The organism is Pseudoalteromonas sp. KJ63-1 (genome assembly GCF_055808145.1).
This window is the reverse complement of the sequence record NZ_CM147855.1, coordinates 2049663-2073626: the sequence shown is the minus strand read 5'-3', so window position 1 is coordinate 2073626 and position 23964 is coordinate 2049663. Positions and strand designations below refer to the sequence as shown.

General features: G+C 38.0%; 23 protein-coding genes, 4 tRNA genes and 1 pseudogene. 13 read left to right on the top strand and 15 right to left on the bottom strand.

The features are described from left to right. Positions 1 to 50: 50 nt before the first annotated feature. The 4 genes from AC0L7Q_RS09810 to AC0L7Q_RS09795 form a co-directional block, all read right to left on the bottom strand. Positions 51 to 127, bottom strand: a tRNA-Asn gene (locus tag AC0L7Q_RS09810). Between the two features lie 23 nt (positions 128 to 150). After that, a tRNA-Asn gene (locus AC0L7Q_RS09805) sits at positions 151 to 227 on the bottom strand. Positions 228 to 248: 21 nt separating this feature from the next. After that, positions 249 to 325 (bottom strand) — tRNA-Asn (locus tag AC0L7Q_RS09800). Positions 326 to 346: 21 nt separating this feature from the next. Further along, positions 347 to 423: transfer RNA gene (locus tag AC0L7Q_RS09795), tRNA-Asn, on the bottom strand. Positions 424 to 1460: 1037 nt separating this feature from the next. Between AC0L7Q_RS09795 and AC0L7Q_RS09790 the strand changes: the two genes are divergently transcribed. The 5 genes from AC0L7Q_RS09790 (at position 1461) to AC0L7Q_RS09770 (ending at position 7544) form a co-directional block, all read left to right on the top strand. Further along, positions 1461 to 2840, top strand: coding sequence for an MATE family efflux transporter (locus AC0L7Q_RS09790; RefSeq protein ID WP_413402491.1), 1380 nt, complete (start codon positions 1461 to 1463; stop codon positions 2838 to 2840). After that, on the top strand, positions 2837 to 4831 hold the full coding sequence (gene uvrB / locus AC0L7Q_RS09785; protein ID WP_413402489.1) for an excinuclease ABC subunit UvrB: 1995 nt from the start codon (positions 2837 to 2839) through the stop codon (positions 4829 to 4831). The genes AC0L7Q_RS09790 and uvrB overlap by 4 nt, the downstream gene beginning before the upstream one ends. Then, the gene (locus AC0L7Q_RS09780; RefSeq protein ID WP_413402487.1) at positions 4832 to 5761 is read left to right on the top strand and encodes a class I SAM-dependent methyltransferase; all 930 of its coding nucleotides are present in this window, start codon (positions 4832 to 4834) and stop codon (positions 5759 to 5761) included. It begins immediately after the preceding gene. 8 nt (positions 5762 to 5769) lie between these two features. Continuing rightward, positions 5770 to 6435 carry a tRNA (adenine(22)-N(1))-methyltransferase TrmK gene (locus AC0L7Q_RS09775; RefSeq protein ID WP_413402485.1) on the top strand — a complete coding sequence of 222 codons (666 nt, stop codon included), beginning with the start codon at positions 5770 to 5772 and terminating at the stop codon, positions 6433 to 6435. 95 nt (positions 6436 to 6530) lie between these two features. Beyond that, positions 6531 to 7544: a hypothetical protein gene (locus AC0L7Q_RS09770; RefSeq protein WP_413402483.1), complete on the top strand. Its 1014-nt coding sequence runs from the start codon at positions 6531 to 6533 to the stop codon at positions 7542 to 7544. An 8-nt stretch (positions 7545 to 7552) separates the two neighbouring features. Here the strand turns inward: AC0L7Q_RS09770 and AC0L7Q_RS09765 are convergent, their stop codons facing one another. Then, positions 7553 to 7795 (bottom strand): hypothetical protein, encoded by a 243-nt coding sequence (locus tag AC0L7Q_RS09765; protein WP_010388451.1) that lies wholly within the window; start codon positions 7793 to 7795, stop codon positions 7553 to 7555. Positions 7796 to 7969: 174 nt separating this feature from the next. Here AC0L7Q_RS09765 and AC0L7Q_RS09760 point away from each other — a divergent pair, with 174 nt between their 5' ends. Next, positions 7970 to 8419 carry a methyltransferase family protein gene (locus AC0L7Q_RS09760; protein ID WP_054201169.1) on the top strand — a complete coding sequence of 150 codons (450 nt, stop codon included), beginning with the start codon at positions 7970 to 7972 and terminating at the stop codon, positions 8417 to 8419. Between the two features lie 60 nt (positions 8420 to 8479). Here the strand turns inward: AC0L7Q_RS09760 and queC are convergent, their stop codons facing one another. Then, positions 8480 to 9136, bottom strand: a complete 657-nt coding sequence (gene queC, locus AC0L7Q_RS09755) for a 7-cyano-7-deazaguanine synthase QueC (RefSeq protein WP_008110177.1) — start codon at positions 9134 to 9136, stop codon at positions 8480 to 8482. A gap of 145 nt (positions 9137 to 9281) precedes the next feature. On the opposite strand from queC, the pseudogene queE reads away from it, so the two are divergent. Next, positions 9282 to 9946 (top strand): annotated as a pseudogene (gene queE / locus AC0L7Q_RS09750) (7-carboxy-7-deazaguanine synthase QueE). A gap of 255 nt (positions 9947 to 10201) precedes the next feature. On the opposite strand, the gene AC0L7Q_RS09745 reads toward queE, so the two are convergent. Further along, on the bottom strand, positions 10202 to 11410 hold the full coding sequence (locus tag AC0L7Q_RS09745) for a beta-propeller fold lactonase family protein (RefSeq protein ID WP_409423409.1): 1209 nt from the start codon (positions 11408 to 11410) through the stop codon (positions 10202 to 10204). Positions 11411 to 11686: 276 nt separating this feature from the next. Here AC0L7Q_RS09745 and AC0L7Q_RS09740 point away from each other — a divergent pair, with 276 nt between their 5' ends. Continuing rightward, positions 11687 to 11965, top strand: a complete 279-nt coding sequence (locus AC0L7Q_RS09740) for a hypothetical protein (RefSeq protein ID WP_409423408.1) — start codon at positions 11687 to 11689, stop codon at positions 11963 to 11965. A 394-nt stretch (positions 11966 to 12359) separates the two neighbouring features. Here the strand turns inward: AC0L7Q_RS09740 and AC0L7Q_RS09735 are convergent, their stop codons facing one another. The 6 genes from AC0L7Q_RS09735 to AC0L7Q_RS09710 form a co-directional block, all read right to left on the bottom strand. Next, on the bottom strand, positions 12360 to 12872 hold the full coding sequence (locus AC0L7Q_RS09735) for a hypothetical protein (RefSeq protein WP_409423407.1): 513 nt from the start codon (positions 12870 to 12872) through the stop codon (positions 12360 to 12362). A gap of 165 nt (positions 12873 to 13037) precedes the next feature. Then, positions 13038 to 13538 carry an ankyrin repeat domain-containing protein gene (locus AC0L7Q_RS09730; protein WP_409423406.1) on the bottom strand — a complete coding sequence of 167 codons (501 nt, stop codon included), beginning with the start codon at positions 13536 to 13538 and terminating at the stop codon, positions 13038 to 13040. A 2-nt stretch (positions 13539 to 13540) separates the two neighbouring features. Continuing rightward, on the bottom strand, positions 13541 to 14011 hold the full coding sequence (locus tag AC0L7Q_RS09725; RefSeq protein ID WP_409423405.1) for a hypothetical protein: 471 nt from the start codon (positions 14009 to 14011) through the stop codon (positions 13541 to 13543). Between the two features lie 958 nt (positions 14012 to 14969). After that, positions 14970 to 15416, bottom strand: a complete 447-nt coding sequence (locus AC0L7Q_RS09720) for a hypothetical protein (protein WP_409423404.1) — start codon at positions 15414 to 15416, stop codon at positions 14970 to 14972. Between the two features lie 160 nt (positions 15417 to 15576). Then, positions 15577 to 16056, bottom strand: coding sequence for a thioredoxin-dependent thiol peroxidase (bcp, locus tag AC0L7Q_RS09715; protein WP_024601114.1), 480 nt, complete (start codon positions 16054 to 16056; stop codon positions 15577 to 15579). A gap of 10 nt (positions 16057 to 16066) precedes the next feature. Continuing rightward, positions 16067 to 16600, bottom strand: a complete 534-nt coding sequence (locus AC0L7Q_RS09710; protein ID WP_138607749.1) for a glycine cleavage system transcriptional repressor — start codon at positions 16598 to 16600, stop codon at positions 16067 to 16069. A 354-nt stretch (positions 16601 to 16954) separates the two neighbouring features. On the opposite strand from AC0L7Q_RS09710, the gene bamC reads away from it, so the two are divergent. From bamC to AC0L7Q_RS09695, 3 genes are all read left to right on the top strand, one after another. Continuing rightward, positions 16955 to 18013, top strand: a complete 1059-nt coding sequence (gene bamC, locus AC0L7Q_RS09705; RefSeq protein WP_138607751.1) for an outer membrane protein assembly factor BamC — start codon at positions 16955 to 16957, stop codon at positions 18011 to 18013. Positions 18014 to 18078: 65 nt separating this feature from the next. Further along, positions 18079 to 19467, top strand: a complete 1389-nt coding sequence (locus tag AC0L7Q_RS09700; RefSeq protein ID WP_413402474.1) for a YjiH family protein — start codon at positions 18079 to 18081, stop codon at positions 19465 to 19467. A gap of 100 nt (positions 19468 to 19567) precedes the next feature. Continuing rightward, a protein-coding gene (locus AC0L7Q_RS09695; protein ID WP_409423192.1) for an IS3 family transposase occupies positions 19568 to 20802 on the top strand; the annotation gives its coding sequence in 2 pieces (ribosomal slippage) (positions 19568 to 19919 and positions 19919 to 20802; 1236 coding nt in all). A 15-nt stretch (positions 20803 to 20817) separates the two neighbouring features. On the opposite strand, the gene AC0L7Q_RS09690 is transcribed toward AC0L7Q_RS09695, so the two are convergent. Beyond that, a complete protein-coding gene (locus AC0L7Q_RS09690) occupies positions 20818 to 20952 on the bottom strand; it encodes a DUF2897 family protein (RefSeq protein ID WP_409423400.1) in 135 nt (44 codons plus the stop codon). A gap of 84 nt (positions 20953 to 21036) precedes the next feature. Then, positions 21037 to 21573: an acyloxyacyl hydrolase gene (locus tag AC0L7Q_RS09685; protein WP_409423399.1), complete on the bottom strand. Its 537-nt coding sequence runs from the start codon at positions 21571 to 21573 to the stop codon at positions 21037 to 21039. Between the two features lie 246 nt (positions 21574 to 21819). Between AC0L7Q_RS09685 and AC0L7Q_RS09680 the strand changes: the two genes are divergently transcribed. Together AC0L7Q_RS09680 and AC0L7Q_RS09675 are read left to right on the top strand one after the other, a co-directional pair. Beyond that, a complete protein-coding gene (locus AC0L7Q_RS09680) occupies positions 21820 to 22413 on the top strand; it encodes an MlaC/ttg2D family ABC transporter substrate-binding protein (protein WP_413402472.1) in 594 nt (197 codons plus the stop codon). A gap of 210 nt (positions 22414 to 22623) precedes the next feature. After that, entirely contained in the window at positions 22624 to 23961 is a 1338-nt protein-coding gene (locus tag AC0L7Q_RS09675; protein WP_413402470.1) for an ankyrin repeat domain-containing protein, read from the top strand. Positions 23962 to 23964: the final 3 nt, after the last annotated feature.

Genomic DNA, 23964 nt, shown 5'->3' with positions numbered 1-23964 from the left:
AGGAAATGGTAGAGCAAATTTAAGGAGATGTCTATGGAAGTGTAGTAAATTGGCTCCCCCTCCCCGACTCGAACGGGGGACCTGCGGATTAACAGTCCGTCGCTCTAACCAACTGAGCTAAGGGGGAACTAAAATATACTTTTTATGACTTGGCTCCCCCTCCCCGACTCGAACGGGGGACCTGCGGATTAACAGTCCGTCGCTCTAACCAACTGAGCTAAGGGGGAACTACATCATAAACATAAACTTGGCTCCCCCTCCCCGACTCGAACGGGGGACCTGCGGATTAACAGTCCGTCGCTCTAACCAACTGAGCTAAGGGGGAATCGTTTATGGCTGAAAAACTTGGCTCCCCCTCCCCGACTCGAACGGGGGACCTGCGGATTAACAGTCCGTCGCTCTAACCAACTGAGCTAAGGGGGAAGCGTCTTGCCTTTCAACGGGGCGAAATATTAATGACCGCATAGCAAAGTGTCAACATATAAAAGATCATAAATTCAAAAAAGAGGTCTATTCGTTGTTTTTATGTGCAATCTGCGCGTTTTATAACACTATTTAAGTAAAGCGCAGTGATATTGTTTTACAAAAACAGCGTAATATTTGAATCAAGTGAGTAATTTCAGCTAATAAAACTTGCCGTAAAATTAAATAAAGTAGCTTTTAGTGATAAAAAACTGTTCTATTTCCTATATTTTTACAAAGTCTGAATAAATGTATTTAAAATAAATACCTCACTTTTATTTTTCTAACGTTAAAGTTTGTTGAACTGAATCTTAATGAAAGACGTATATTTATTTTAAATATTGATTAAAACCTAATAATTTTAGAACTGCTATGGAGTTGTATAAAAATAAAGCAATCAAAGGCTTGGCTATTTATTCAGCACGTATGTGGATTTGCATTAAATAAACAAATAATCCCATATCAAAGCGTTACAATTCCATTTAACGTTGTTTGCTTATTGATAACGTAAAAAAATCACAGCACCTTTAAATTTGCACCGCGTTGTAGCCCTTTATAAACGTGGGGTTGAATGAGTTATCCACGGTTTCTGTGGATAACTCTGTTTATTAAACTTTAAGAACATCAGCACCCCCAGCATTGTAGGGCGCTACAACGATTTCAAGTATTAAAAAGCTTTTTTTATGTTTTTAAAAACAAAGGCTTATGATTCAGCTTAGATAGTCACCTAAACGATAAATAAAATTTTTCGTGACGATAAAGCATTATCGCTAACTGTGTAATAAATCAGCAAAACCTAAAAGTTAAATGTTGCAAAAGTTATATAAATGTATTTAATTTGGTTTTTAATGTGTTTGTGCGAAATTTATTTACAACAGCATAAAAATAACAGTTTTTTGATAAAAAACGGATTAAATGGTTTAGGTTTAATAAAGCATGGCTTGAACAGCTCGTATGCTTTAAAATATGCCGTTCAGTAAAAGAGGCTTATTTATTTTATGCGCGCACATTCTCAATCACATACTCGCCCTGATTTACTCACCGCTCCAATCTTGCCTACGCTAAAGAAAATGACCGTTCCAATGATTTTTGGGATGATAACCTTAATGATGTTCAACATAGTTGATACTTTTTTTATTAGCTTATTGGGTACAGAGCCGCTTGCCGCGGTGAGTTTTACATTTCCCGTTACTTTTACTGTAATCAGTTTAGCAATTGGTTTAGGTATAGGTACTTCTGCGGTTATTGCAAAAGCATTAGGCAGTAACAATATAGAAGAAGCGCGTTTTGATGCCAGTGTTTCGTTGTTGGTAGCGGTAATATTAGTATTAGTTTTATCTGCTAGTGGCTATTTATTGATTGACCCCATATTTACCTTGCTTGGGGCAGGGGAGCAAGTACTCCCGTTAATTCATCAGTATATTAGTATTTGGTTTTTGGGTAGTGTGTTTTTAATTACCCCCATGATTGGAAACTCAGTACTGCGTGCCAGTGGTGATACTAAAACACCAAGCATTATTATGGGCGGAGCTGGGCTTATTAATGCCGTACTTGATCCGATGCTTATTTTTGGCTTTGGTCCCATTCCCGCATTGGGTATTAAAGGGGCCGCTATTGCCAGTGTTATAGCTTGGGCAGTTGCAGTGGCGATTATTTTATACATATTAATTTTTAAAAAGCAGTTGCTCAGTTTAAAAGCGGGCAAACAAACTATTGTTGGTGCAATTCGTAAAATCTTAAAGATTGGTTTACCAGCAGCGGGGGCTAACATGCTCACCCCTGTTGCTATGGCGGTAATGACCGCATTGGTTGCTCATCATGGCCCCGAAGCTGTGGCAGCTTTTGGAGTAGGGAGTCGAATAGAATCAATAGCGAGTTTAGTGGTATTAGCTTTGTCGATGACCTTACCACCTTTTATTAGTCAAAATTTTGGAGCAAGTCATTTTTCTCGCGTAAAAGATGCATACCTAGGTACGCTCAAGTTTGTAATGTTGTGGCAGTTTGTTATTTATATTGTATTAATTATTTTTTCAGGCGTCATTAGTGAAATATTTGGTAAAGAGCAAGCGGTTGTTGATGTCATCAAGCTGTTTATTTATACCATTCCATTAAGTTATGGTTTGCAAGGAGTGATCATTTTATCAAACTCCTCGTTTAACGCTTTACACAAACCCATGAACGCCTTAGTTTTGAGCGTTATTCGATTGTTTGTTTTTTATATTCCCTTTGCGTATATCGGAAACGAACTCGCAGGCTTAATCGGCTTGTTTATTGGCGCGGCCATTGGTAATTTATTCACAGCCCTTGTAGCCTACAAGTGGTTTATGAAAGAAATTGAAGCGTTAAGCAGTCAAGCATTACAGGAGTGTAGTCATTGAGCGATCATTTTCAGCTAGTATCAAAATTTAAACCCGCAGGGGATCAGCCAACCGCTATTGCTCAGTTGTGTGAAGGCTTAGAAGCCGGACTGGCCCAGCAAACCTTATTAGGCGCAACGGGAACCGGTAAAACGTTCACTATGGCTAACATTATTAGTGATTTAAACCGGCCAACTATTATTATGGCGCACAATAAAACCTTAGCGGCGCAATTGTACGGCGAGATGAAAGAATTTTTTCCACACAATGCGGTTGAATACTTTGTATCTTACTACGATTACTACCAACCTGAAGCCTATGTGGTAGCCAGCGACACTTTTATTGAAAAAGACGCATCTATTAATGAACACATAGAGCAAATGCGACTCAGTGCCACTAAAGCGCTTTTAGAGCGACGCGATACCATTATTGTTGCCTCTGTATCGGCAATTTACGGTTTGGGCGATCCTGATTCATACATGAAAATGATGCTACTTTTAAAAGTAGGTGAAAAGGTCGATCAACGTGACATGCTGCGCCGCCTTGCAGAGCTACAATATACGCGAAACGATATTGATTTCAGTCGCGGTACATATCGTGTACGTGGTGAAGTAGTTGATATATTCCCCGCTGAATCAGACACCTATGCAGTGCGTGTGGAAATGTTTGATGATGAAGTTGAACGCCTAAGTATTTTTGACCCCTTAACCGGTGCGGTAGAAAAACACATAGTGCGTGCCACTATTTATCCTAAAACTCACTATGTAACGCCACGAGAAAAAATTCTCGAAGCCATCGATAAAATTAAAGCAGAACTCAAAGAGCGCAGAGCACAATTGCTCAGCGCAAACAAGTTAGTAGAAGAGCAACGCATAGCTCAGCGTACCCAATATGATATAGAAATGATGACCGAGCTTGGTTATTGCTCTGGTATTGAAAACTATAGCCGTTATTTATCGGGGCGCACACCTGGCGATCCACCGCCAACATTACTGGACTATTTACCTGATGACGCATTAATGATTATTGATGAATCGCACGTAACCGTCTCGCAAATTGGTGCCATGTATAAAGGCGATAGAAGCCGTAAAGAAAATCTCGTTGAATACGGTTTTAGAATGCCTTCAGCTATGGATAATAGGCCACTGCGTTTTGAAGAATTTGAGGCCATTGCCCCACAAACCATTTATGTATCGGCCACCCCAGGTGACTTCGAATTAGAGCGCAGCAACGGCGAAGTTGCAGAGCAGGTTATTCGTCCAACTGGTTTACTTGACCCTGTTATTGAAGTGCGCCCGGTAGGCGATCAGGTTGATGATTTACTCTCAGAAATTTACAAATGTGTTGAATTAAAAGAGCGAGTGCTGGTTACCACGCTTACCAAACGTATGGCTGAGGATTTGACCGACTACCTGAGTGAGCACAATGTAAAAGTACGTTATTTACACTCTGACATTGATACCGTAGAGCGGGTAGAAATTATTCGTGATTTACGTGCTGGTGTATTTGATGTGTTAGTAGGCATTAACTTACTACGTGAAGGCTTAGATATGCCAGAAGTTGCATTAGTGGCTATTTTAGATGCCGATAAAGAAGGCTTTTTACGTTCAGCACGCTCACTTATTCAAACAATAGGCCGTGCTGCGCGCCACCTTGATGGCCGCGCTATTTTATACGGCAACAAGGTTACTAAATCGATGGCCAAAGCCATTGAAGAAACCGACCGACGCCGAGAAATACAACACGCTTATAATGTTAAGCACGGTATTGAGCCCAGTGCCTTGGTTAAAAAGATACTTGATGTAATGGATGTAGGTGAAGATGCTTCACCGCAAGACAATCTACAGCTTATTCGTAAAGACTCTAAAAAAATCCTCAGTGCTAAAGAAATTGCAACGCAAATTAAGCAGTTAGAAACCAAAATGCATGCGTATGCTAGTGATTTAGAATTTGAAAAAGCCGCCTCAGTGCGCGACGAAATACATGAACTACAACAACAGTTGATTAATTAAATGACGACCGATTTTACTCCCCTTATAAATGCTTTGGCAGACACGCCTTTTTCCGATAATGAGCTTTGCCGCGTATTTCATGGGCGTGGCCACAGTGTGGAAGCGCTTAGTCATATTAACTTAGACTTTTACCCACCAAGTTTGTTTTTGGTGTCATACAGTGAAATTGACGAGGAAACACTCGCTGCACTCACTGATACGTTATGGCAATGGGCAAAACAACATCACCCAGAGTTAATTACTGCATTGGTGTATCAACAGCGAGCTGGGCTACAAAGCCATAACACCCTTGTTCACGGTCAACTGCCAGTTCGTCATAGCGTAGCCGAAAATGGGGTGCGTTTTTTGGTTGATTTAATGAGTAAGCAAAACACTGGTATTTTTCCTGATATGCGAAAAGGCCGTGAGTTTGTTATGCAAAATAGTAAGCACGCCAAAGTACTTAATTTGTTTTCTTATACCTGTGGTTTTTCGGTTGCGGCTATGCACGGCGGCGCAGATCATGTGATGAACATGGATATGAGCAAAGGTGTGTTAAAAGTGGGTAAGCAAAACCACCAACTCAATAATGTCGATCGTGGGGTCAGTTTTTTACCGCACGATATTTTAAAGTCGTTTGGTAAGCTAAAAAAAGCCGCGCCGTTTGATTTAATTATTGTTGATCCGCCCAGTTTTCAAAAAGGCAGTTTTATTTTAACTAAAGACTATCAAAAAGTGCTACGCAGACTTCCTGAGCTTTTAAACGATACTACACAGCTATTGTTATGTGCCAATAGCCCTGAGCTTACAGAAAACGATTTTAAAGCACTTATTGAAGAGCATACTCAAGGTGCTATTGAGTTTGTTAAACGCCTAGAACCTACTGATCGCTTTATTGAAATTGATAGCGATAAAAGCTTAAAAGCATTGGTGTACAAAACAAAAACATAGTGAGTTAAATGAAACTGAGTAAACGTTTAAACGCCATCAATTCGTTAATTACACAGCCGCACGATATTGTTTGGGATTGTTGTTGCGATCATGGCTTTTTAGGTATGGCATTACTCGAGCGCGGCATAGCCAAACAAATAAACTTTGTTGATATAATTCTACAGTTAATGGAAGCGCTTGAGCAGTCGCTACAACAATTTGAGCAGGGTAAATCTTTGCCCTCATGGCAAGTGCGCTGCGAAGATGTTGCACAAATTAAATTGCCAACAAGTGCCAAACAAGTAATTGTTATTGCTGGGGTAGGGGGCGATTTATGCTTAAAGCTTATTGAACAAATAATTGCTAATAATCCGCACAGCCTTAAACAGCTTAGTTTTATTATTTGCCCTATTATGCACCTCTATAAAGTACGTGCGGGTTTAAAAGCGTGTAATTTACAGCTCGATAGCGAGCAAATTATTGTTGAAAACAAGCGTTTTTACGAAGTGCTACAAGTCAGTTTTAATGCCACCGGCACTATCACTAAAACGGGGGCTCATATGTGGGATACACATAACCCTCAACATCATCAATATCAGCAACAATTGCTTGACCATTATACTCGAATGCTCAATAAAGATAGAGTTTATTATCAAAAAGTTATAAAGGAGTATCAACGCGTATTTGAACGCTAAATACTGCCAAAAAGTGTGATCGCTTTTTATGATTAACTACGTAAAGTGCTTCATAGTTAATATCTTGCCGCTAGGCAGATTTATTTGGTTTATATATGTCAGATAACAACACAAAAATTGAGTCATTATTAGATGATGGGCAAAAATGGCAACACAGTTACGAGCAACCTATTTCGTATGCGCCCCTAGTACAACTGGCTAATAAAAATTGGATTGTTCCGCAGCATTTTTTGCGTTACAAGCATACGCTGGCCAGTGTTAATGAAGTGCTTAACGACATTAGTTTTTCCAACCACTTTAGTGTGTTAGCAGCTGAAAAAAACAGTGATGTTTATTTGCAAGTAGCAGTACTTAGCCCAGACAATTATCGCGCTGATAATAAAGCAAAAAAACTATTGTTTGGTCGCCGTTGGCCGGTAGAGCAGAACCTGCCTACCTCGGAGCTTATTCAAACTGCATTTTTAGCGTTAAAAGTGGCGCGTGAGCATGAGGTAAGAGAGCTTTTTCAGCTGCAACACCAAGGCGCAACCAGTACGCCATTTAATAATCATCATGATTTACCCGTTATGGCACAAAATCCCGAGCTTGTTAAAAGTACATCGTTTAAAAATATTTCATTGAACGAGCTGATAGATCGCCTTGTGTTTGCGGATAACCAAATAGAGCTAATTAACTGCCAAGCTATAATCACCTGTGAGCAGGTGTATACGGTAAAACTTCATTGCGATAGTTGCCAGCTGAGTGAGTTTAATAACAAAACTTTGTCATTTTTAGCTCCGGATACAACAACAAATAGCTTTTTACATAGTTTTATTGCCGCATTGGTTGCTATAAGCAATGATTATGTGAGCGAGCATTTTAAATACCAAGGTTTTGCACGTTTTTGTAAGCATGTACAGGCGGAGCAAATAGGCGAGTTAAGTGTTTCTATGCGTTCGCCAAGTTTAGTTAGTTTGTGCTCAATGGGCAAACAAGAGGCGAATCAGTTAAATTTTGAGATAGACAGTGGCCGAGCGCCACAAGGGTGTGGTCAAGCAATTGGTGGTTTTTTAGCTGCCCATGGCATTGAGCAGCCTGAAAACGCACATTTATACCCAAATTACTTGTAACGTATACATTAAAGTTTGTTTATTTCTTGTTTTACGTTGTAGCTTGAGTCGGTAACAATGGCTTCAAGTGTTTGTACTCGTTGTTTAAGTTCACTCACTTGAGCGGTTACCTCAGCTAGTTGTTTGTGTGCGTCTTGATTGTTGTCCTGTACTTTATGTTTAAATTCAAGGTGCTTTTTATACATATCGTAAATAACTCCCGAACCTACAGAAATAAGTACAATGAGAACTATCATTGTTGTGCCAGACATAATTACTTCCTTTAACTTTTCTTTAAGCTTAAATTATAACCATAATTAAGCGCTCATAAAGCTAATTAATTGTAACTTTATTTGTATTTATAAATATTCGATAAGTCATTGTTATTATTTGTGACGCCACCATATAGTAATTATGAAGTTTTTTAATCGATACAAGGAGTAGGTATGTTAAATAATAAAATTCCACCGGTTGTGGTTGTGGTGTTTTTTGCTGCTGTAATGGCACTGATTGCACATTATACCGTGATTGATTTTAGCGCATTTATTACTTATCTCTCGCTAGCACTTGTCGCTACTGGGTGTATATTTTGTATTGCTGGGGTCGTGAGTTTCCGGTTTGCTAAAACAACAGTACTACCTAACAAACCAGAACAAGCGTCTAGTTTAGTTACCTCAGGTGTTTATAAATTCTCTCGTAATCCGATGTATTTAGGTTTTGCGTTTATATTAGCAGGCTGGGGCGTGTGGCTGGGTTCAATGTGGGCTTTTTTAGGTGTAGCAGGGTTTATTGCTTACATTACCTTATTTCAAATAATCCCAGAGGAACGGGCGTTACATCAGTTATTTGGTGAGCAATTTGACGATTATAAATCACGAGTAAAACGCTGGCTTTAACGTTTTATCGCAACAAAAAAGGCTACCCTTGGTAGCCTTTTAGTGTATTAACGTTAAACTTTACTCATATTCAAGCGGGTCTGTCACGTTGTTAAGCTCAAAGGCCTCTAAACGTTCTTGGCAGGCACCACATTTACCACACGCTTTGTCACGACCATTATAACAGGTCCATGTTTGGCTGTAGTCTAAGCCCATTTTAATACCGTCGGTTAAAATATCGATTTTAGTATTGTTTAAATACGGGCTAAAAATTTCTACTGCATCGTAATTTGCAATACGACATACATCATCCATCTTTTTAACAAACTCAGGACGACAGTCAGGGTAAATTGCATGATCGCCTGAATGCGCGCCGTAATATACTTTGCTCGCTTTAAGCGACACTGCATAACCTACCGCTAAGGAAAGTAAAATCATATTGCGGTTAGGCACAATGGTGCTTTTCATGCTTTCTTCTTCGTAATGGCCTTCTGGCACATCAATATCGTCTGTTAACGACGAACCACCAATAAGCTGATTAATTGCTGATATATCAACAATTTTGTGCGGGACATTTAGCTTTTCACATACGTTGGCGGCAACTTTAAGTTCTTTAACATGACGCTGACCATAATCAAACGAGAGGGCATAAACATCATGGCCTTGCTGCAAGGCTTTATTTAATACAGTAAATGAGTCCATACCGCCGGAATAAATAACAACTACTTTTTGCGTCATACGTGGTTTGCTCTTTAGTTTTGATAGAGGTTTATATCAGGGCGCGATATACTACACGGCCAAGGCATAAATGACAATTTTTGCACCGTGCTTTGCGATTTTTAATAGTAACAATTTTGCCGTCAGGTTGTAAGTGAGATTTCTTTTGTACAAAATTAATGAAGTATTTGAAACCATTCAAGGTGAAGCGAGCTTTACCGGTACGCCGTCTATATTTTTACGCCTGCAAGGTTGTCCTGTGGGATGTTCGTGGTGTGACACTAAACAAACCTGGGATGTTGATAATGTATATAAAGTATCACTAGATGACACGGTAGAAAAAAAGCCGACTCTGATCATTGGGCTGAGGCCAGTGCCGCGCAGGTCCTGGAGTTATTTAAATCCCGTGGCTATACCGCCAAGCATGTTGTGATCACCGGTGGTGAACCTTGTATGTATGATTTAAATCCAGTGTGTAATTTATTGCATGATAATGGCTTTAGCACGCAGATAGAAACCAGTGGCACCTTTGAAATTCTCGCCCCAGCAAAAACGTGGGTTACGGTATCGCCAAAAATTAATATGCGTGGTGGTTACAAAGTATTGAGCAGTGCTATGCAACGCGCCGATGAAATTAAACACCCGGTTGCTATGCAAAAACACGTAGAAGAACTGGAAGAGTTATTTGCCGCCACGGGTGTAAACCCAAAACTGGTATATTTACAGCCAATCAGTCAAAAAACGTCGGCAACTAAATTAGCCATTGATACTTGTATCGCTAAAAACTGGCGTTTATCAATTCAAGTACATAAGTATTTGGGTATTAGTTAAAGAGAAAGCGCAGCTGTAAGCGATTAGTTGCTCGGCGTTAAGTTATTATGTAGGTTGGGTTGAGTGCAGCGAAACCCAACGAAAAAGTTTCTCAAATTGTTTTAAATGGTGCTTTATAGACTATAAAGTGCCACGAGCGGACATTGTTAGCGTTGTTTTAAGCGGCGAGAAGTAGCTCGTTAAAACACAAAGTGAAGTGGCGCTTAGCAAACTATACGAGTCCGACTGGGTAATACTTTTTATGTTTCGCGACGTCTAATGTGTCTTTATTTTAAAGACAAATAACGAATTACCTTTACCTGTCGCAACCAACAAGTGACGATTATCATCGGTAAGAGTAATAGATGAGATTCCATTTAATTCATCATCGTGTACATTTACTAGCTTATTTTTATAGCTAAGTCGCCCATCAGCTCTTACACTAAATAAATATAGACCGCTACCCGACTCCCCAGCTGCATATATTTTTAAGTCATCTGACGATATCGCTAAGCTACTTGCTCCCTCTAAGCCAGAACCGCCAATATCCGAATTATTTATTGCCTGTAAAAATGTAAATTGTCCGGTATCTAATTTGTGAAAAACAACAATAGAATTACTCCCAGCACAGGCAACATACAAAAATTTTCCATTTTGTGAGACAACAATTTTTTGTGGATTAATAAATTGCTTAACACCTGCAACGCCATTTTTTAATACTTGTTTTACCAATAGGTCACCGCTATGGTCTCTATCATAAATGGTTAATTGATGACCATCAAAACCTAGGACATACAACTCATTATTTAGTGGAGATAAAGCTATGGCTATAGGTTTCCCCAAATCATTACTAAGTGGCTTAGCGTCTTTTATAACTCTATTAAAAATAACCTTTTTATCCGCCATTACATCTAAAATAGAAATAGCGTTACTCATATAGCTTGCAACGAAGAGTTGCTTTTCGTTATTAGTCTTGACGATATCCCAAGCGCCTAAAAGACCAAGGCTATCAAGTTCGCCTATCGGCAAATCACTATCAAACACTCTTTCATAGCTTAGACCGTCACTAATAAATTGATTAAAACGGTAACTACTATTACTTCTAGAGAATTTGGTTAAGGCACCATCATAGAATCCAGTAACGACTATTTCATTACCTAGATCAAAATAGGTAACACCAGAGGCGCCTTCTAAACCGTTTATGTTAGTGGCGGTATTTTTGAACACTTGGCTAAAAGTTAGTTTAAAATTTTCGTCTAAATTAAAAACAGCGAGAGCATTATCGTCTCCACTAGAAACAAAAACCTTTGAATTATCTGAAATAACCTCAACACTCCTAGGGTTACCTAAGCCATCAAAGTCGTTAACGTCATCTTTTAGTATTTGGATGAGCTGAATGTCTTCTATACCACTAGCATAAGAGGCACCGGTGCTAACAAGCACTACAAAGAAGAAAAGTGCAATCATCTTTTTATTATTAAACATTAACTTTAAACTCTTTTAGGAACATAGCGCCTAAATAACAGGCTTAAACTGTTTTCTAGAATAAGCGACGCAGGAGCAAAAGCCAACTGTCTTAAGCCCTTGTTTATTTTTTTGTTATAAGGAAGTTGACTAAAAATAATTCAGTTGTATTATAGAAAAAGGGTTGGGATATCCTGCGTCCACTGCTAAGCCTCTGGCATAAAATTAAACTTACATGGCTAATATAACGCCTAAACCTTTTTTTGAGTGGAAATGGTTTATTAACAGGATTATATTATGAATATGCAAGATCATTCGGATTCGTGTAAACGTCAAGCACGCAAACTAAAAAAACAATACCCCGAACTTGGTTATAACAAACGATTAGACCTAGCTGCTAAAAAGCAAGGTTTTAAGCATTACACCTCTTTAAGTCATTTACTCAAACTTTTAGGTCCAGATAAAAGCCCAAGTACTATTCAAATTGTTTTAGCCGGTGGCGATGCAAGAGAGTGCCCTTATAAAAAAATTTTAACAGAGACATCTGTATCTTGGAGTAAAGCTACGCCTGTATGACGTATAACATAGGAAAGTACGCAGGGAGCGAGTGTCCCTTAAAAGCCAAGAATTTTTGTTCCGTTTAAAGTGCTTGTTAGCTAGCTTTAACAAACAGGGTGAACATTTTGGACTCTATTGATTATTTCATGTAAACAATCATTAGGTGATCTATTTTCTTTAATTTCTAATGCGTAGTCAAACAACGAATATGCATACGAATTATTTATCTTGTGGTTTAATCCTCCGTACGTATGAACAATCGAAGCATGATTACCAACTAATTCACTGATCTTCTTTCGTTTGGAATCTAAAAAACTATTCCATATTAAGCTTTCACCAGATTGACCAATAATCGTCAGATCTTCATTCCATTTAGAGTTTCTTATATACGTTGGGGTTAAATCAATCGCAATTATTCCAAAACCTTTATGCAAAGATATTTGCTTTGAAGCCTCTTTGATTCGATTAAGAATTTTTTTGCACTCTGTGGTCGCTTGCAAGCAATGTTGTATCTATTTTCTAAATGATAAAAATATAAGTCAGGTTCACCAAATTTTACATCGTAACCAGCTCGTATATATTTTGATGCAATAAATAGTTCAAATTGAGTATTTCTGCCTTTTTTATTTTTTCCAGAAAACTCATCAACATTATCCTTCGTAATTGATTCAATTATCATCTCATCTTGAGAGTTTTCGAGTGTATAAATAATTTCAAAGATCTCTAGTACTTCGTGATAAATCAGTGTTCTTGGTAGGTTATCCCAACTTTTCGATACCTGCTCTTCAAATAAACTTAGCATTTCCCAAACTCTTGTAGAGCGACTAACCTCGTGTTTCTCCAGAAATGACTTAATTGATTCGATTATATGTTGTTGATTAGTAATAGCACGTAAGTCAAAAAACTTTCGTTTTAAAGAAGTCATTTAGAAACTCATATTTATTGTGAAAATAATGCTTAATAAATTAAACACTGTTAGCTAAACGCCACATTAAGCGGAAAAATAGTGGGTTAAAATGTGAAACGAAACTTAACCCACTGTTTTTTGTTTAAATTCCTTATTGTGTGCCTTTAAGAGATGACAAAAAAGTTATAACTTCCAGTCTATTTTCTGTATCTTTTTTTCTTGAAGTGTTTTTGCAAATTCTAATGCTGTCATATCGTAGTCGTTACCAACCAAGCGAATGTTAGCACCGTTATTAACTAAAAATTTGACGGTTTTAATGTCGTTAGACAATATAGCACTATAGAGGGGGCTGATATCTTTTGATAAAAGGTGGTTAATGCCATTAACATCAAGACCTTTTGAGATTAATATCTTTGCTATTTTATATTTATGCGGATGATTTACATTTAAAACGAAATCAAGTCCTGGGCCTCCACTTAAAAAATCAACATCCTCTTTAGTCATGCGATAGTTAACCATATAATATTCACAAAATTCATTTGGAATAATAGACTCTCTTTCAGTTAAGCTACATATAATAAGGTCTGCGATGTCCATCTTCTGTATTGTATAAAACATGGAGCCAAAAAAAGTTAATACAATTAAAGAGCTCGCACCTAGCAGTGATAGTGTTTTTTTAGTCATGATTATACCCATAATTTAGCGGAAGCATGCTTGGGCACTTGATATGCAACAAAAGCTCCAGCTCTATTAGTCTCATTTTTAACTAAATAAAGTTGCAATTCAGATTTGAACGCCAATGCAATTCTATCTCTTATAAAATCAAAAATTTTAACTTTTTGTAGGTCATGAACCGATGCATGTTTGAACCAGTGGTTTGCTGCTTTTTTGGCAAACGTTTTAATAATAGCCATTGCTCCTTTTGTTGGGTTAGCCGTACTTTCAAATATAGCTTTAACATAACCAACTGAATATGACGCATCAATTGCTTCAACCAATAATCCTTGTGCGAAACCTTTTAAGCGATCATTTATTGGAAGAGAATCAATTAATTTATGATCTGCTGGCTTAAAAATAAACTTTAAAACTACTCTTGTTTCTTTTTCATCGAAAAGTAACTCATCCTTACTAAATTTTCGCAATTGTTTAAAACTCATAGTATTTCCTTATAATTAGTAGGTAAAAAATTAATGGTGCTACATTAAACAGACGCATAACGCCGCATTAGCACTACGTATCCAGCATATCCCAATCTTCGCCAAGTACCCAGCGTAATGCAGATACTTTTCCATTTAACATTGCCCACTCAAAGTCATCACACCCAGGATTTTCTTTACCAAATTTTGTTTCTACTTTCTTTGCAGAAGCTAGAGCACCTTTCCAGATTTCAGGATCAACTGAGTGATACTGCTCAGATTTAAGGATATGAGCAGATATTCTTTCCGCTGCTTTCTGACCTTTTGTCCAATTTAGTAAACGAAACTAAGTTTCGCCACTTTCTAACGATCTTCTATTACTCAACGGTGACTCCAATGAAAGTAGTGCTAACAGCTTTATCAGAGGACACTTTCCCCATTTTAGTGCGAAAACGTCCTTATTTTGTGAATTTGCATTAATAGCAAATAGCTTAAGTTATTGCCAGCTACAAATATTATAATTTCTGTAGCTTATATAAACACGTAAAAAAGAGGAAAGTTTTCTCTTATTCTTACTAAGTTAATGTCGACTCATTTGAATGACAGGTTCTCGCTGTGAGCTCAGCTGGCTAATATGCCCGCCTAGGTAATCAAATTAATGTGCAATATAAAAATTAAATACGTTTCAGGGGTTAAGTAAATTACTAATTTTTAAATGTACTGTCATAACAATAATAATTTTCTTGAACAGCTTAAAACTTAAAACTTAAAACTTAAAACTTAATGCTTAATACTTAATGCTTAATACTTAATACTTAATACTTAATACTTAATACTTAATACTTAATACTTAATACTTAACGTAATTTTTAATCGCTAGGGTAGGCGTATTTATTATTGAAATAATAAGCCGAAGGTAAACATAAAAACGTTACTATAAAGTAGATTTATATAAAGCTGAACCGCTGTTTCTGAAAATTCAAACAATGGCACTGACAAGTGCGCCAGCGTCTGTAATACCTGCATCTTTCATGGCTTGGCTAATCATTTGCACCAGCGCAATTACCTGAGATTGTGTTGATGAAACGATGTTTGCTTGTGCTTCAATTTGTGCTTGTATTGCTTCGTCTTCTTGGTCCGATTGAGCTTGTAATTGAGTGAGTTGTTCTTTTTGTTCTTCAAGCAGCTGTTTGAGCTCTTTAAGTTGCTCTATCATTTTTGCAATATATTCAGGCATTTCTGAATTTGTGGTTTTTTCAACGTTTTGCTCAGCCTCTTTTCCCGAGAGTTTATTACGCTCTCTGTCTGATAATTGATAATCAGCGTTGTCCTTATTTTTAGTTGTTTCTTTTGTTTGTTGTGCAACATTTATTTTTTCTGCTGCAATTTTAACGTCAAAGGCTAAGTGTTTATTTAGCTGTATCACGGTTTATTATCCATAATGTTATTCGTTACTAATTTAACTATCGGCAGGAATGCTAAAGTACTAAAGCGATAAATACAAAAAAGCGTTGCCTTTGAGCAACGCTTTTATTTTATCTTGTTTAGCCTTTAGCCTTTAGCCTTTAGCCTTTAGCCTTTAGCCTTTATTCAGCAGCTAAATAATCCAATACCACTTGATGGTGATCTTTGGTTTTAAATTTATCAAACAAGTGTTTAATTTTACCGTCTTGACCGACTAAGAAAGTGAGGCGGTGAATACCATCATATTCTTTGCCCATAAACTTTTTGTATCCCCACACGCCAAATGCCTCAGCAATGGCATGATCTTCGTCAGAAAGTAGGTCAAAGTTAAGCTCTTTTTTAGTTTCAAAGTTTTTAAGGCGTTTAATTGGATCTGGGCTTATACCAACCACGTGAGTGTTGAATTTAGCAAGCTCGGCTTGTTGGTCACGCAGGTTCTCGGCTTGTACGGTACAGCCTGGCGTTGACGCTTTAGGGTAAAAGTATACCAATACTTGTTTTTCTTTTAATAACTCGCTGAGCACGACGGTTTCGTCATTTTGGTTTTGTAAGCTAAAAGCCGGTGCTGTGTCGCCACTTTGTAATGGGGTAATTTTGTTCATGCTAAACTCCTTAGCGAATACGTCGAAAGATGTAATCTACGTTTAAAACGTGCGAAAGGTTTTCAAAACTAATTTTAAATTGGTCAATGTCAACGTCAACGGGAATATTAAATTCAAGTTCACAGCGCATTTTAAGTTCAGTATCTTCTTCGTAAGTATCTGACTTTAATGAGCAAATATTAATATTACTATCTGCAAAAAAGCGCGTTACTTTACTCAAAGTGCCAGGGGTGTCTATGCCAGTATATTCTAGGGTGTAACCTGCACAAAACTCGCTTTGATTATGGCTTGAAGTGCGTTTCATCATAGTAAGCAGGCCAAGTTCCATACCTTTGGTAGGCAGGGTATGCTCAATACGGCTAATGGCTGACATATCACCGCTAAGTAGCATAATAAAAGTAAGTTCGTTGCCTAAAATAGCAATGCGGCTATCTATAATATTACAGTGGCAATCACTGACGAGTTGCGTAAGCTCACTAACGATACCCGATCTATCTTCGCCAATTGCGGTTAAAACAATTTGATGATTTGAAAATGCAGTCATGGGTTTTAAAGTACCTAAGTTACTTGGATGATAACAACCGACTTGGCAACAAAAAATAAACACGTAGCGTTGCACGGCGGCAAAGTTTAACACAAAACCCGCGTTAAACTACAGCGACGGTTAATTTTAGGCGGTTAATAGTGCAGTGTTTCTTGTTTTTACAAGCTTGTGAAAGTACCATAGCAAAAATGTGTCTATTTGTAGCCTAGTCTGTCGGTCATCTTGTTGGCTTAATGCAGTTAGATAAGCAAATTATAAATGTAAAGTTAATATTGATTTTACACTGAACCAAATCGGTATTACCCACTCATATATTTGTTAAAACAATTAAGGGTATGCTAAGGAGAATTATCTGTGCAGTATTGGATCCCAAAAGCACTAGCAGTAAGTGTATTGGTAAGTTTGTCAGGGTGTAGTGTATTTACAAGTGATGCCCATAATGAGCGTAATTACCGCGCCCATGAGCCGGTTAAAGCACCTGCTTCGTTATCACAACCCGCTCAAGATCCTGTTTATAAGATGGATGTGGGTCAATATGATAATAATCCGGAGGCAACAAACTATCGTCCGCCGGCGCAAGTATTAACGGTTGCTAAAGGCAGTTGGGTTGAGGAAGCAGATAAACAAGCACGTATTTATTTTGATAAAAATGATGGCATTGACGATTTAGATGTATTCATTTGGGACTCGATTCAAGCAGTGCTTGCTGACAACAACATTAGTGCGACACAACAAAACAAAATGCAAGGAACACTTGAAACAGATTGGTACGCTATTGTTAAGCCAGAGGAAAGCTGGTTATGGGGCGATGATGAAAGTGTTGATTTAGAACGTTTTAAATTTACTATTGAAGAAAAAGAGCATCAACGTACGGCGTCTTTAACTGCTGAGCTTATTGATTTTAAAGGCGATAAGCCTTTGACTGATTTATTAAAGCAGCAGCTAGAAGTACGAGCACTTAACCAAGTAGTAAGTGAGTTTGATTACCGCTATCGTCAACTTGAAGTTGATATGCGTAAGCGTAAAGGGGTAATTTCATTAGAGCTTGGGTTTGATAACAAAGGCAATGCAGCACTTGTTACTGAGCAAGCCTACGATACAGTATTCGATCGCTTTTCTGGATTCTTAGAGCGCTTATCTTTCACCATTGTTGAAATAAACCAAGAGACAGGTTTAATTACAGCAGATTACGCCAAAGTAGAAAGTAGCGTATGGGATTCTATTTGGGGCGATGAACCAACAGAATTACCAATTGATGAAGGCCAATACCAAATTTTGGTTAGCAAAACCAAGCAAGGTGGCACCAGTCTTACGTGGATGGATGACAAAGGCGAAACGCTTGAACCAGGTACAATGAATGGTTTACAGCAAGCATTAGAAGCGGCGTTAATTAAGCGCGGTATTAAAATTTAATAATTATAAATACTTACCACAAAAAGAGCACTTAGCTCTTTTTGTGGTTTTTACAGGTTGAAAATATGTCTCAGTTAGATTCATCACGCCCAGCATCCGTTCAAAAAAGTTATGATTTGAAAGTATGGTTGGTTTTTTTAATTCCTTCTTTAATCGGCGTTTTTTTGTTCATGACGCCAGTACCGTCTGGCGAAATAATGACCATACCTATCGCGGTAATGGCCAAGGCAATCCAAGCCTCATTCAGTGAGATAGCACTAGGGCTAATAGCTACCATTATTTGTATTACTGGTGTAATGTCGCTGGTGCTTAGTGTCTTTAAACCGAAAAGCTTAACCAAATTTCGCTTATTAAATCATTTGTTTAATGTGAGTTGGATTTGGTTAGTAACACGGTTATTTGGTATGGCGTTTGTGCTTTTAACTTATTTTCAAGTGGGGCCGCATGCTATTACCTCAGAAAATACTGGCTTGCTAGTATTAAAAGATTTATTACCTGTGCTGTTTTCGGTATTTATTTTAGCGGGCTTATTACTGCCGTTATTACTTAATTTTGGTTTACTTGAGCTGGTGGGTACCTTGCTTACTAAAGTGATGCGTCCATTATTTGGTGTACCAGGGCGCAGTGCAGTTAACTGCGTTGCTTCGTGGTTAGGTGATGGTAGTGTGGGTATTTTGATGACTGCGCGTCAGTACGAAGATAAATATTACACTCAACGTGAAGCTGCGATTATTGGTACCACTTTCTCAGCTGTATCAATTACCTTTTGTTTGGTTGTTATTGGCCAAGTAAAGCTTGAATACTTATTTGCACCTTTTTACCTAACTGTGTGTTTAGCGGGTGTAGTGGCTGCGATAATTGTTCCGCGTTTACCACCACTGCGTTTTAAAAAGGACGTGTTTATCGATGGTGAACAACCTGATGGCAACGCCGAGCTAGTACCTGAAGGCAAAACATTATTTAAGCACTCTCTTGATGTTGCATTGACTAAAGCAGAAAAAGCGCCAGGCTTGAAGGGCACCTTAGAAGAAGGTATACACAATGCATTTGATATGGTGTTTGCAGTATTACCAGTAGTCATGGCTGTGGGTACATTTGCACTCATTATTGCTGAATATACCCCGATATTTCAGTATTTAGGTATGCCGTTTATTCCGTTCTTGGAGCTTTTACAAGTACCAGAAGCTGAAATGGCGGCACAAACTATTATGGTCGGTTTTGCAGATATGTTTATTCCTTCTATTTTAGCTGCAGGTTCAATTGAAAGTGATGTAACACGTTTTATTATTGCAGCCATGAGTGTAACGCAACTTATTTATATGTCTGAAGTGGGCGCACTTTTATTAGGAAGTAAAATACCAGTTAATATTTTTGAGTTGTTTGTTATTTTCATTCTCAGAACATTAGTTACATTGCCTGTTATTGCCTTAATGGCACACTGGTTAGTTGGCTAGAGTAAAAATTTAAACGAAAAAAGCCCTGATTATTTAGGGCTTTTTTATGTCTTTTTTATGTCTTGTCCTGAAATGTGTTTACACATTTAGGACTTATTTTATGAAAACCACTAAAACTAAAGACGTTAAGCGTACTCAACGAGATTATACATTAGGCTTTAAATTATCCATTGTTGAGCAAGTAGAAAAAGGCGACTTCACATATAAACAGGCGCAAAGTCATTACGGTATTCAAGGTCGTAGCACCGTTCTGGTATGGCTGCGAAAACATGGTAAATTAGATTGGTCTAAACCAACTTATATAGCCAACATGCCTAAATCAAAAGAAACCCCAGCACAAAAAATTAAACGTTTAGAGCGCGAGGTAGAGGAGTTACGCCTAAAGGATTTAATCAAAGATGAAATGATTAATATTATGGATGAAGAATATGGAGCGGGTTTGCGAAAAAAGTACATATCCGAGCTATCACGCGCGCAAAAGAAAACCAGCAAGTAAAGCTTACTCCTTTATGCCGTGCATATGGCATAACGCGACAAGGTTACTATCAAGCTATGCGCAGAATAGATTCTCGGAATAAAGCGTTGAAGCCAGTCAAAGAGTTAGTGATGTATTGGCGGCAATTCATGCCTCGTATTGGTGGGAAGAAACTTTATCTGATGATAAAGCCAGAGCTGCAAGAGCGTGACATTAAACTAGGCCGAGATTGTTTTTTTGACTATTTGAGAGAGCATGACTTGCTTGTAAAACCAAAGAAAAATTACACTAAAACAACAAATAGTAATCATTGGATGCACAAGCATCCCAATTTACTAAAAGAATACAAACCTACTGCGGCCGAGGAAGTCTTCGTTAGTGATATTACATACGTAAAGTCATCGCAAGGCGTGCATTACCTGTCGTTAGTCACTGATGCTTATAGTCGAAAAATAATGGGTTATGAGCTCAGTGATGAAATGAAGGCAACTGATGTAGTCAAAGCGTTAGAGATGACGATTAAGCAGCGGGTGTATAAACGTGATGCTATTCATCATTCAGATAGAGGTTTACAATATTGCTCTGAAGTATATCAAGGTATGCTATTAAAGGAGGGAATTAGGCCATCTATGACCGATGGATATGACTGTTATCAAAACGCATTAGCTGAGCGTATTAACGGGATATTAAAACAAGAGTTTCTACTGTATAAATGTCGTAATATGGCAGAGTTAAAAGAGCTCGTTGAAGAATCGATATTTATATACAATGAAATGCGACCGCACTTAAGTTTGAATATGAAAACACCAAATCAAGTGCATAAAAAAGACCTGGCGCTTTCGCACCAAGTCTTTCATTAAAACCGTCAACCTATTTCAGGACGGGACATTATGAGTAATAGAGGGAGAGGCTTTAAACTCGCTTTTTGCACTTAAACGCAGCAATGCTAAATTACCGATAACAATAGCCAGTACAATCGAGATAACGAGTACGATTTGCCAAATTTGCATGTTGTTGACCTTATTGTTTTTTAAGCAGTAATTATGACCGCTTTCAATATAAGCCGCAACATTTTGAGTGTTTATTACGGGTGTTTAAAACCGTTGTGCTACCGACAATGTTAAAAAGTTTATGCCTGGATTAGGTGCTTTAAATCCTGCGTTTGAATAGTGAATAATACGCAGTGCTACGTTGGTTTCTCCAAAATCGGCCACTAGGCCTATTCTATCTTCAAACTGATAGTGAGTACTTAGGTTTTTACCTGCAAAATGGTGCTCATCAAGTAGGGAAAAGCCAATACCAGCCTCCACATAGAATGGCGTATTGTATACGCTAAATGCCGGAAACTGCACAACTGGTGAAACAGCTAATACTAGGTTGGATTGTGACTGTTGATCATGGCGGTAATGCCATAGGTTGAGGCTGCTTTCAAGGTAAAAGCGGGCATCGCCAACAAGGTTTTGTGCACCCTTGGGATGATATTGATACGCAAGCTTTACCCCAGTCACATTACCTTCGCCTTTTAATAAGTCCACAGCGTAGCCATGGCTTGAGGATGCATAGGCTGCATTTGTTGGCAGTAAAAATAAACAAAAAACAATAATTGAAATCATCTCAAATGAGGTTTTCATAACGACCTACTGGTAGGTAAATTTAAATAGTAATTAAATGATAAGGGCGGTGAATTACTGTTTTCAATGAGGACAAAAATCCGCTTGTAGATGGCTTGTTAACTAAGGTTTTTAACTAATTGAATTTATTTAATTAATTTTATTGGTGCTAATTGGGCATTAATAAGTTGCTTATTTATGCCTTTTTTGTTGCCTGTTATTTGCGTAGATTACACTAAACTTAATTATTTAAACTATGCATTTATTATGAAACTTATAAAGCTTTTAGTGGTTATTGCTGTTTTTTTTAGTAGCGCACTCACTGCACAAACGCAGCCGTCACCTAAACAATTATTGCAAACTGTAGCCGAGTCATTATTTAACGATATTGGGCAGGTAAATGCGCAAGGTAATGCCAGCAAAGAAGCGATGTCATTAATTGTTGAGCAGCGTTTGATGCCACATATTGATATTAAGTTTGTGTCGTTTAAATTATTAGGTAAACATATTAAAGGCATTAACCGTGAACAAGGCGTTGCGTTTATAGATGCGGTAGAGCATTACTTAACGGGCACTTATGCTAGTGCATTAATGAAGTATACAGGGCAAGATGTACTATTTGAGCAAGACGCCGCTGCAAGCGACTCTAAATTTGCTACAGTTAAAACGCAAATTATTGAAGCTAATAAACCTACCATAGATTTACACTTTAAACTTCGCTTAGGAAACGATCAGCAATGGAAAGTATACGATATTGTTGCTGAGGGGATTTCATTACTTAGTGCTAAGCAAAAAGAGATCATTCAACGCATTTCTGATGTGGGTTTAGATCAAGTCACAGCAGAACTTCAGCAAAGTTAGTACCTTTGTAATTAAAAGCTCCAACCGTAAAAGCAGCTAATGGCGCATGTCGTTAGTTGCTTTTGTATTTTGGCCTATATTGCACGAGTTTACGCTAGCTTGGCAACCTAGCTGTGTTAGAATATCGGCTTCTTTGATTAAGCGTGGTGTCAGCTAAAAACTGTTATAACTGACCACTCACCCGAGCTACACTGGAGTTGTGTTGTTTTAATGGAAAATGTACTAATTTGGCCAAAGGAATACCCGTTACTGGTCAAAGGGCTGGTTGAACAAAACGGTGCCTTCATTTTAGATGCTTTAGAAGCTTGGCCTGCTTGTCGTTCTACTGAAGAAGATGATGGTGTTTGCACCACGGTTTTGCCCCCAATTTATTATTTAACCTGGTTAACCCCCCTAGAGCCGTTTGAAGAATGTTACTTTCAGCATATTTGTGAATATGATGAGGATGCACAAGTCTATATTGCAGCACTTAAAGAGCACTATTTTGCTAATGACTACAGCATAGAAAATATTGTGTTAATGCTGTGTCAGCGACTTGAAAAATACGCAAGTGTATCGGCACAAAATAATATTGAAACGCCGCTTTCATTGATTAGTCTATTTTTTAGTAAACGCTTTTTTACTCTAATAGAGCATGCGCTAGAACAGAGTGCCAAGTTGTCGGCAGCAGATACCCTATCTATTTGGCAAGAAGTCGATTTCAGAGAGCGCTTAAGTGCTTATATTCCTCAGTCGATTGCAGACATTGACTATTTGGCAGAGCTCACCAGTGAAAAGGTAGCTGCAGGCAAAGATTACTTTACTTTATTAACTCAGGTTTCGCCTGATGTTGATTCTATTGTGTTGTTAGAAAATGCTTTACTTGCCCATTTAAACAAGAAAAAAGCTAAGCAAACCATGGCGATGCGTTTTATTGAGCAGGGCGCTACAGGCGCTTTAACCGATGAAGATAACAAAACAGCATTTATGTGGGCAGCAGAAAAAGGCTATGTAAATGTAGTTGAAACACTCCTGCAGTACCAAGATAAAAAAGCCGTCGACAATAAAGGTAATACGGCGCTGCATTACGCAGTAATGAGTAAAAATGAATCGTTAATGATTTTACTGCTTAAAGCGGGGTATGACTTTAGAGCGCGTAATAACGATGGATTAAGTTGTTATCGTTTAGCGGTAAGTATCAAAGCCAGTAACTTAGTTAAGTGCCTTGAACGTGATTTTGGAATTAAAGAGTTATCACCTGAAGGGCAGTTAGAGCGAATTAAAAAGGTACATGTATTACACGCGGTTGTGGCGTTATTGCTACCGCTTCAGTTGTTTTTCTTTTTTGATGAAAACATCACTATAAAAAGTGAGCTTACTCTTTTTATGACCATGACAGCGGTGGTGTGTTTTTTCTTTGCCACAAATTTAAAGCGTTGTTCGTTGTACCCGCATATTAAACATCCTTGGGGATTGTTTTTATTAAGAGTGGTATCGGTTTTTAGCCTTATAGCCCAGCTAGGTTTAGCTTGTATAGTGGGGTTAGCTGCTTTAAGTGAGTTAGTTTAACCA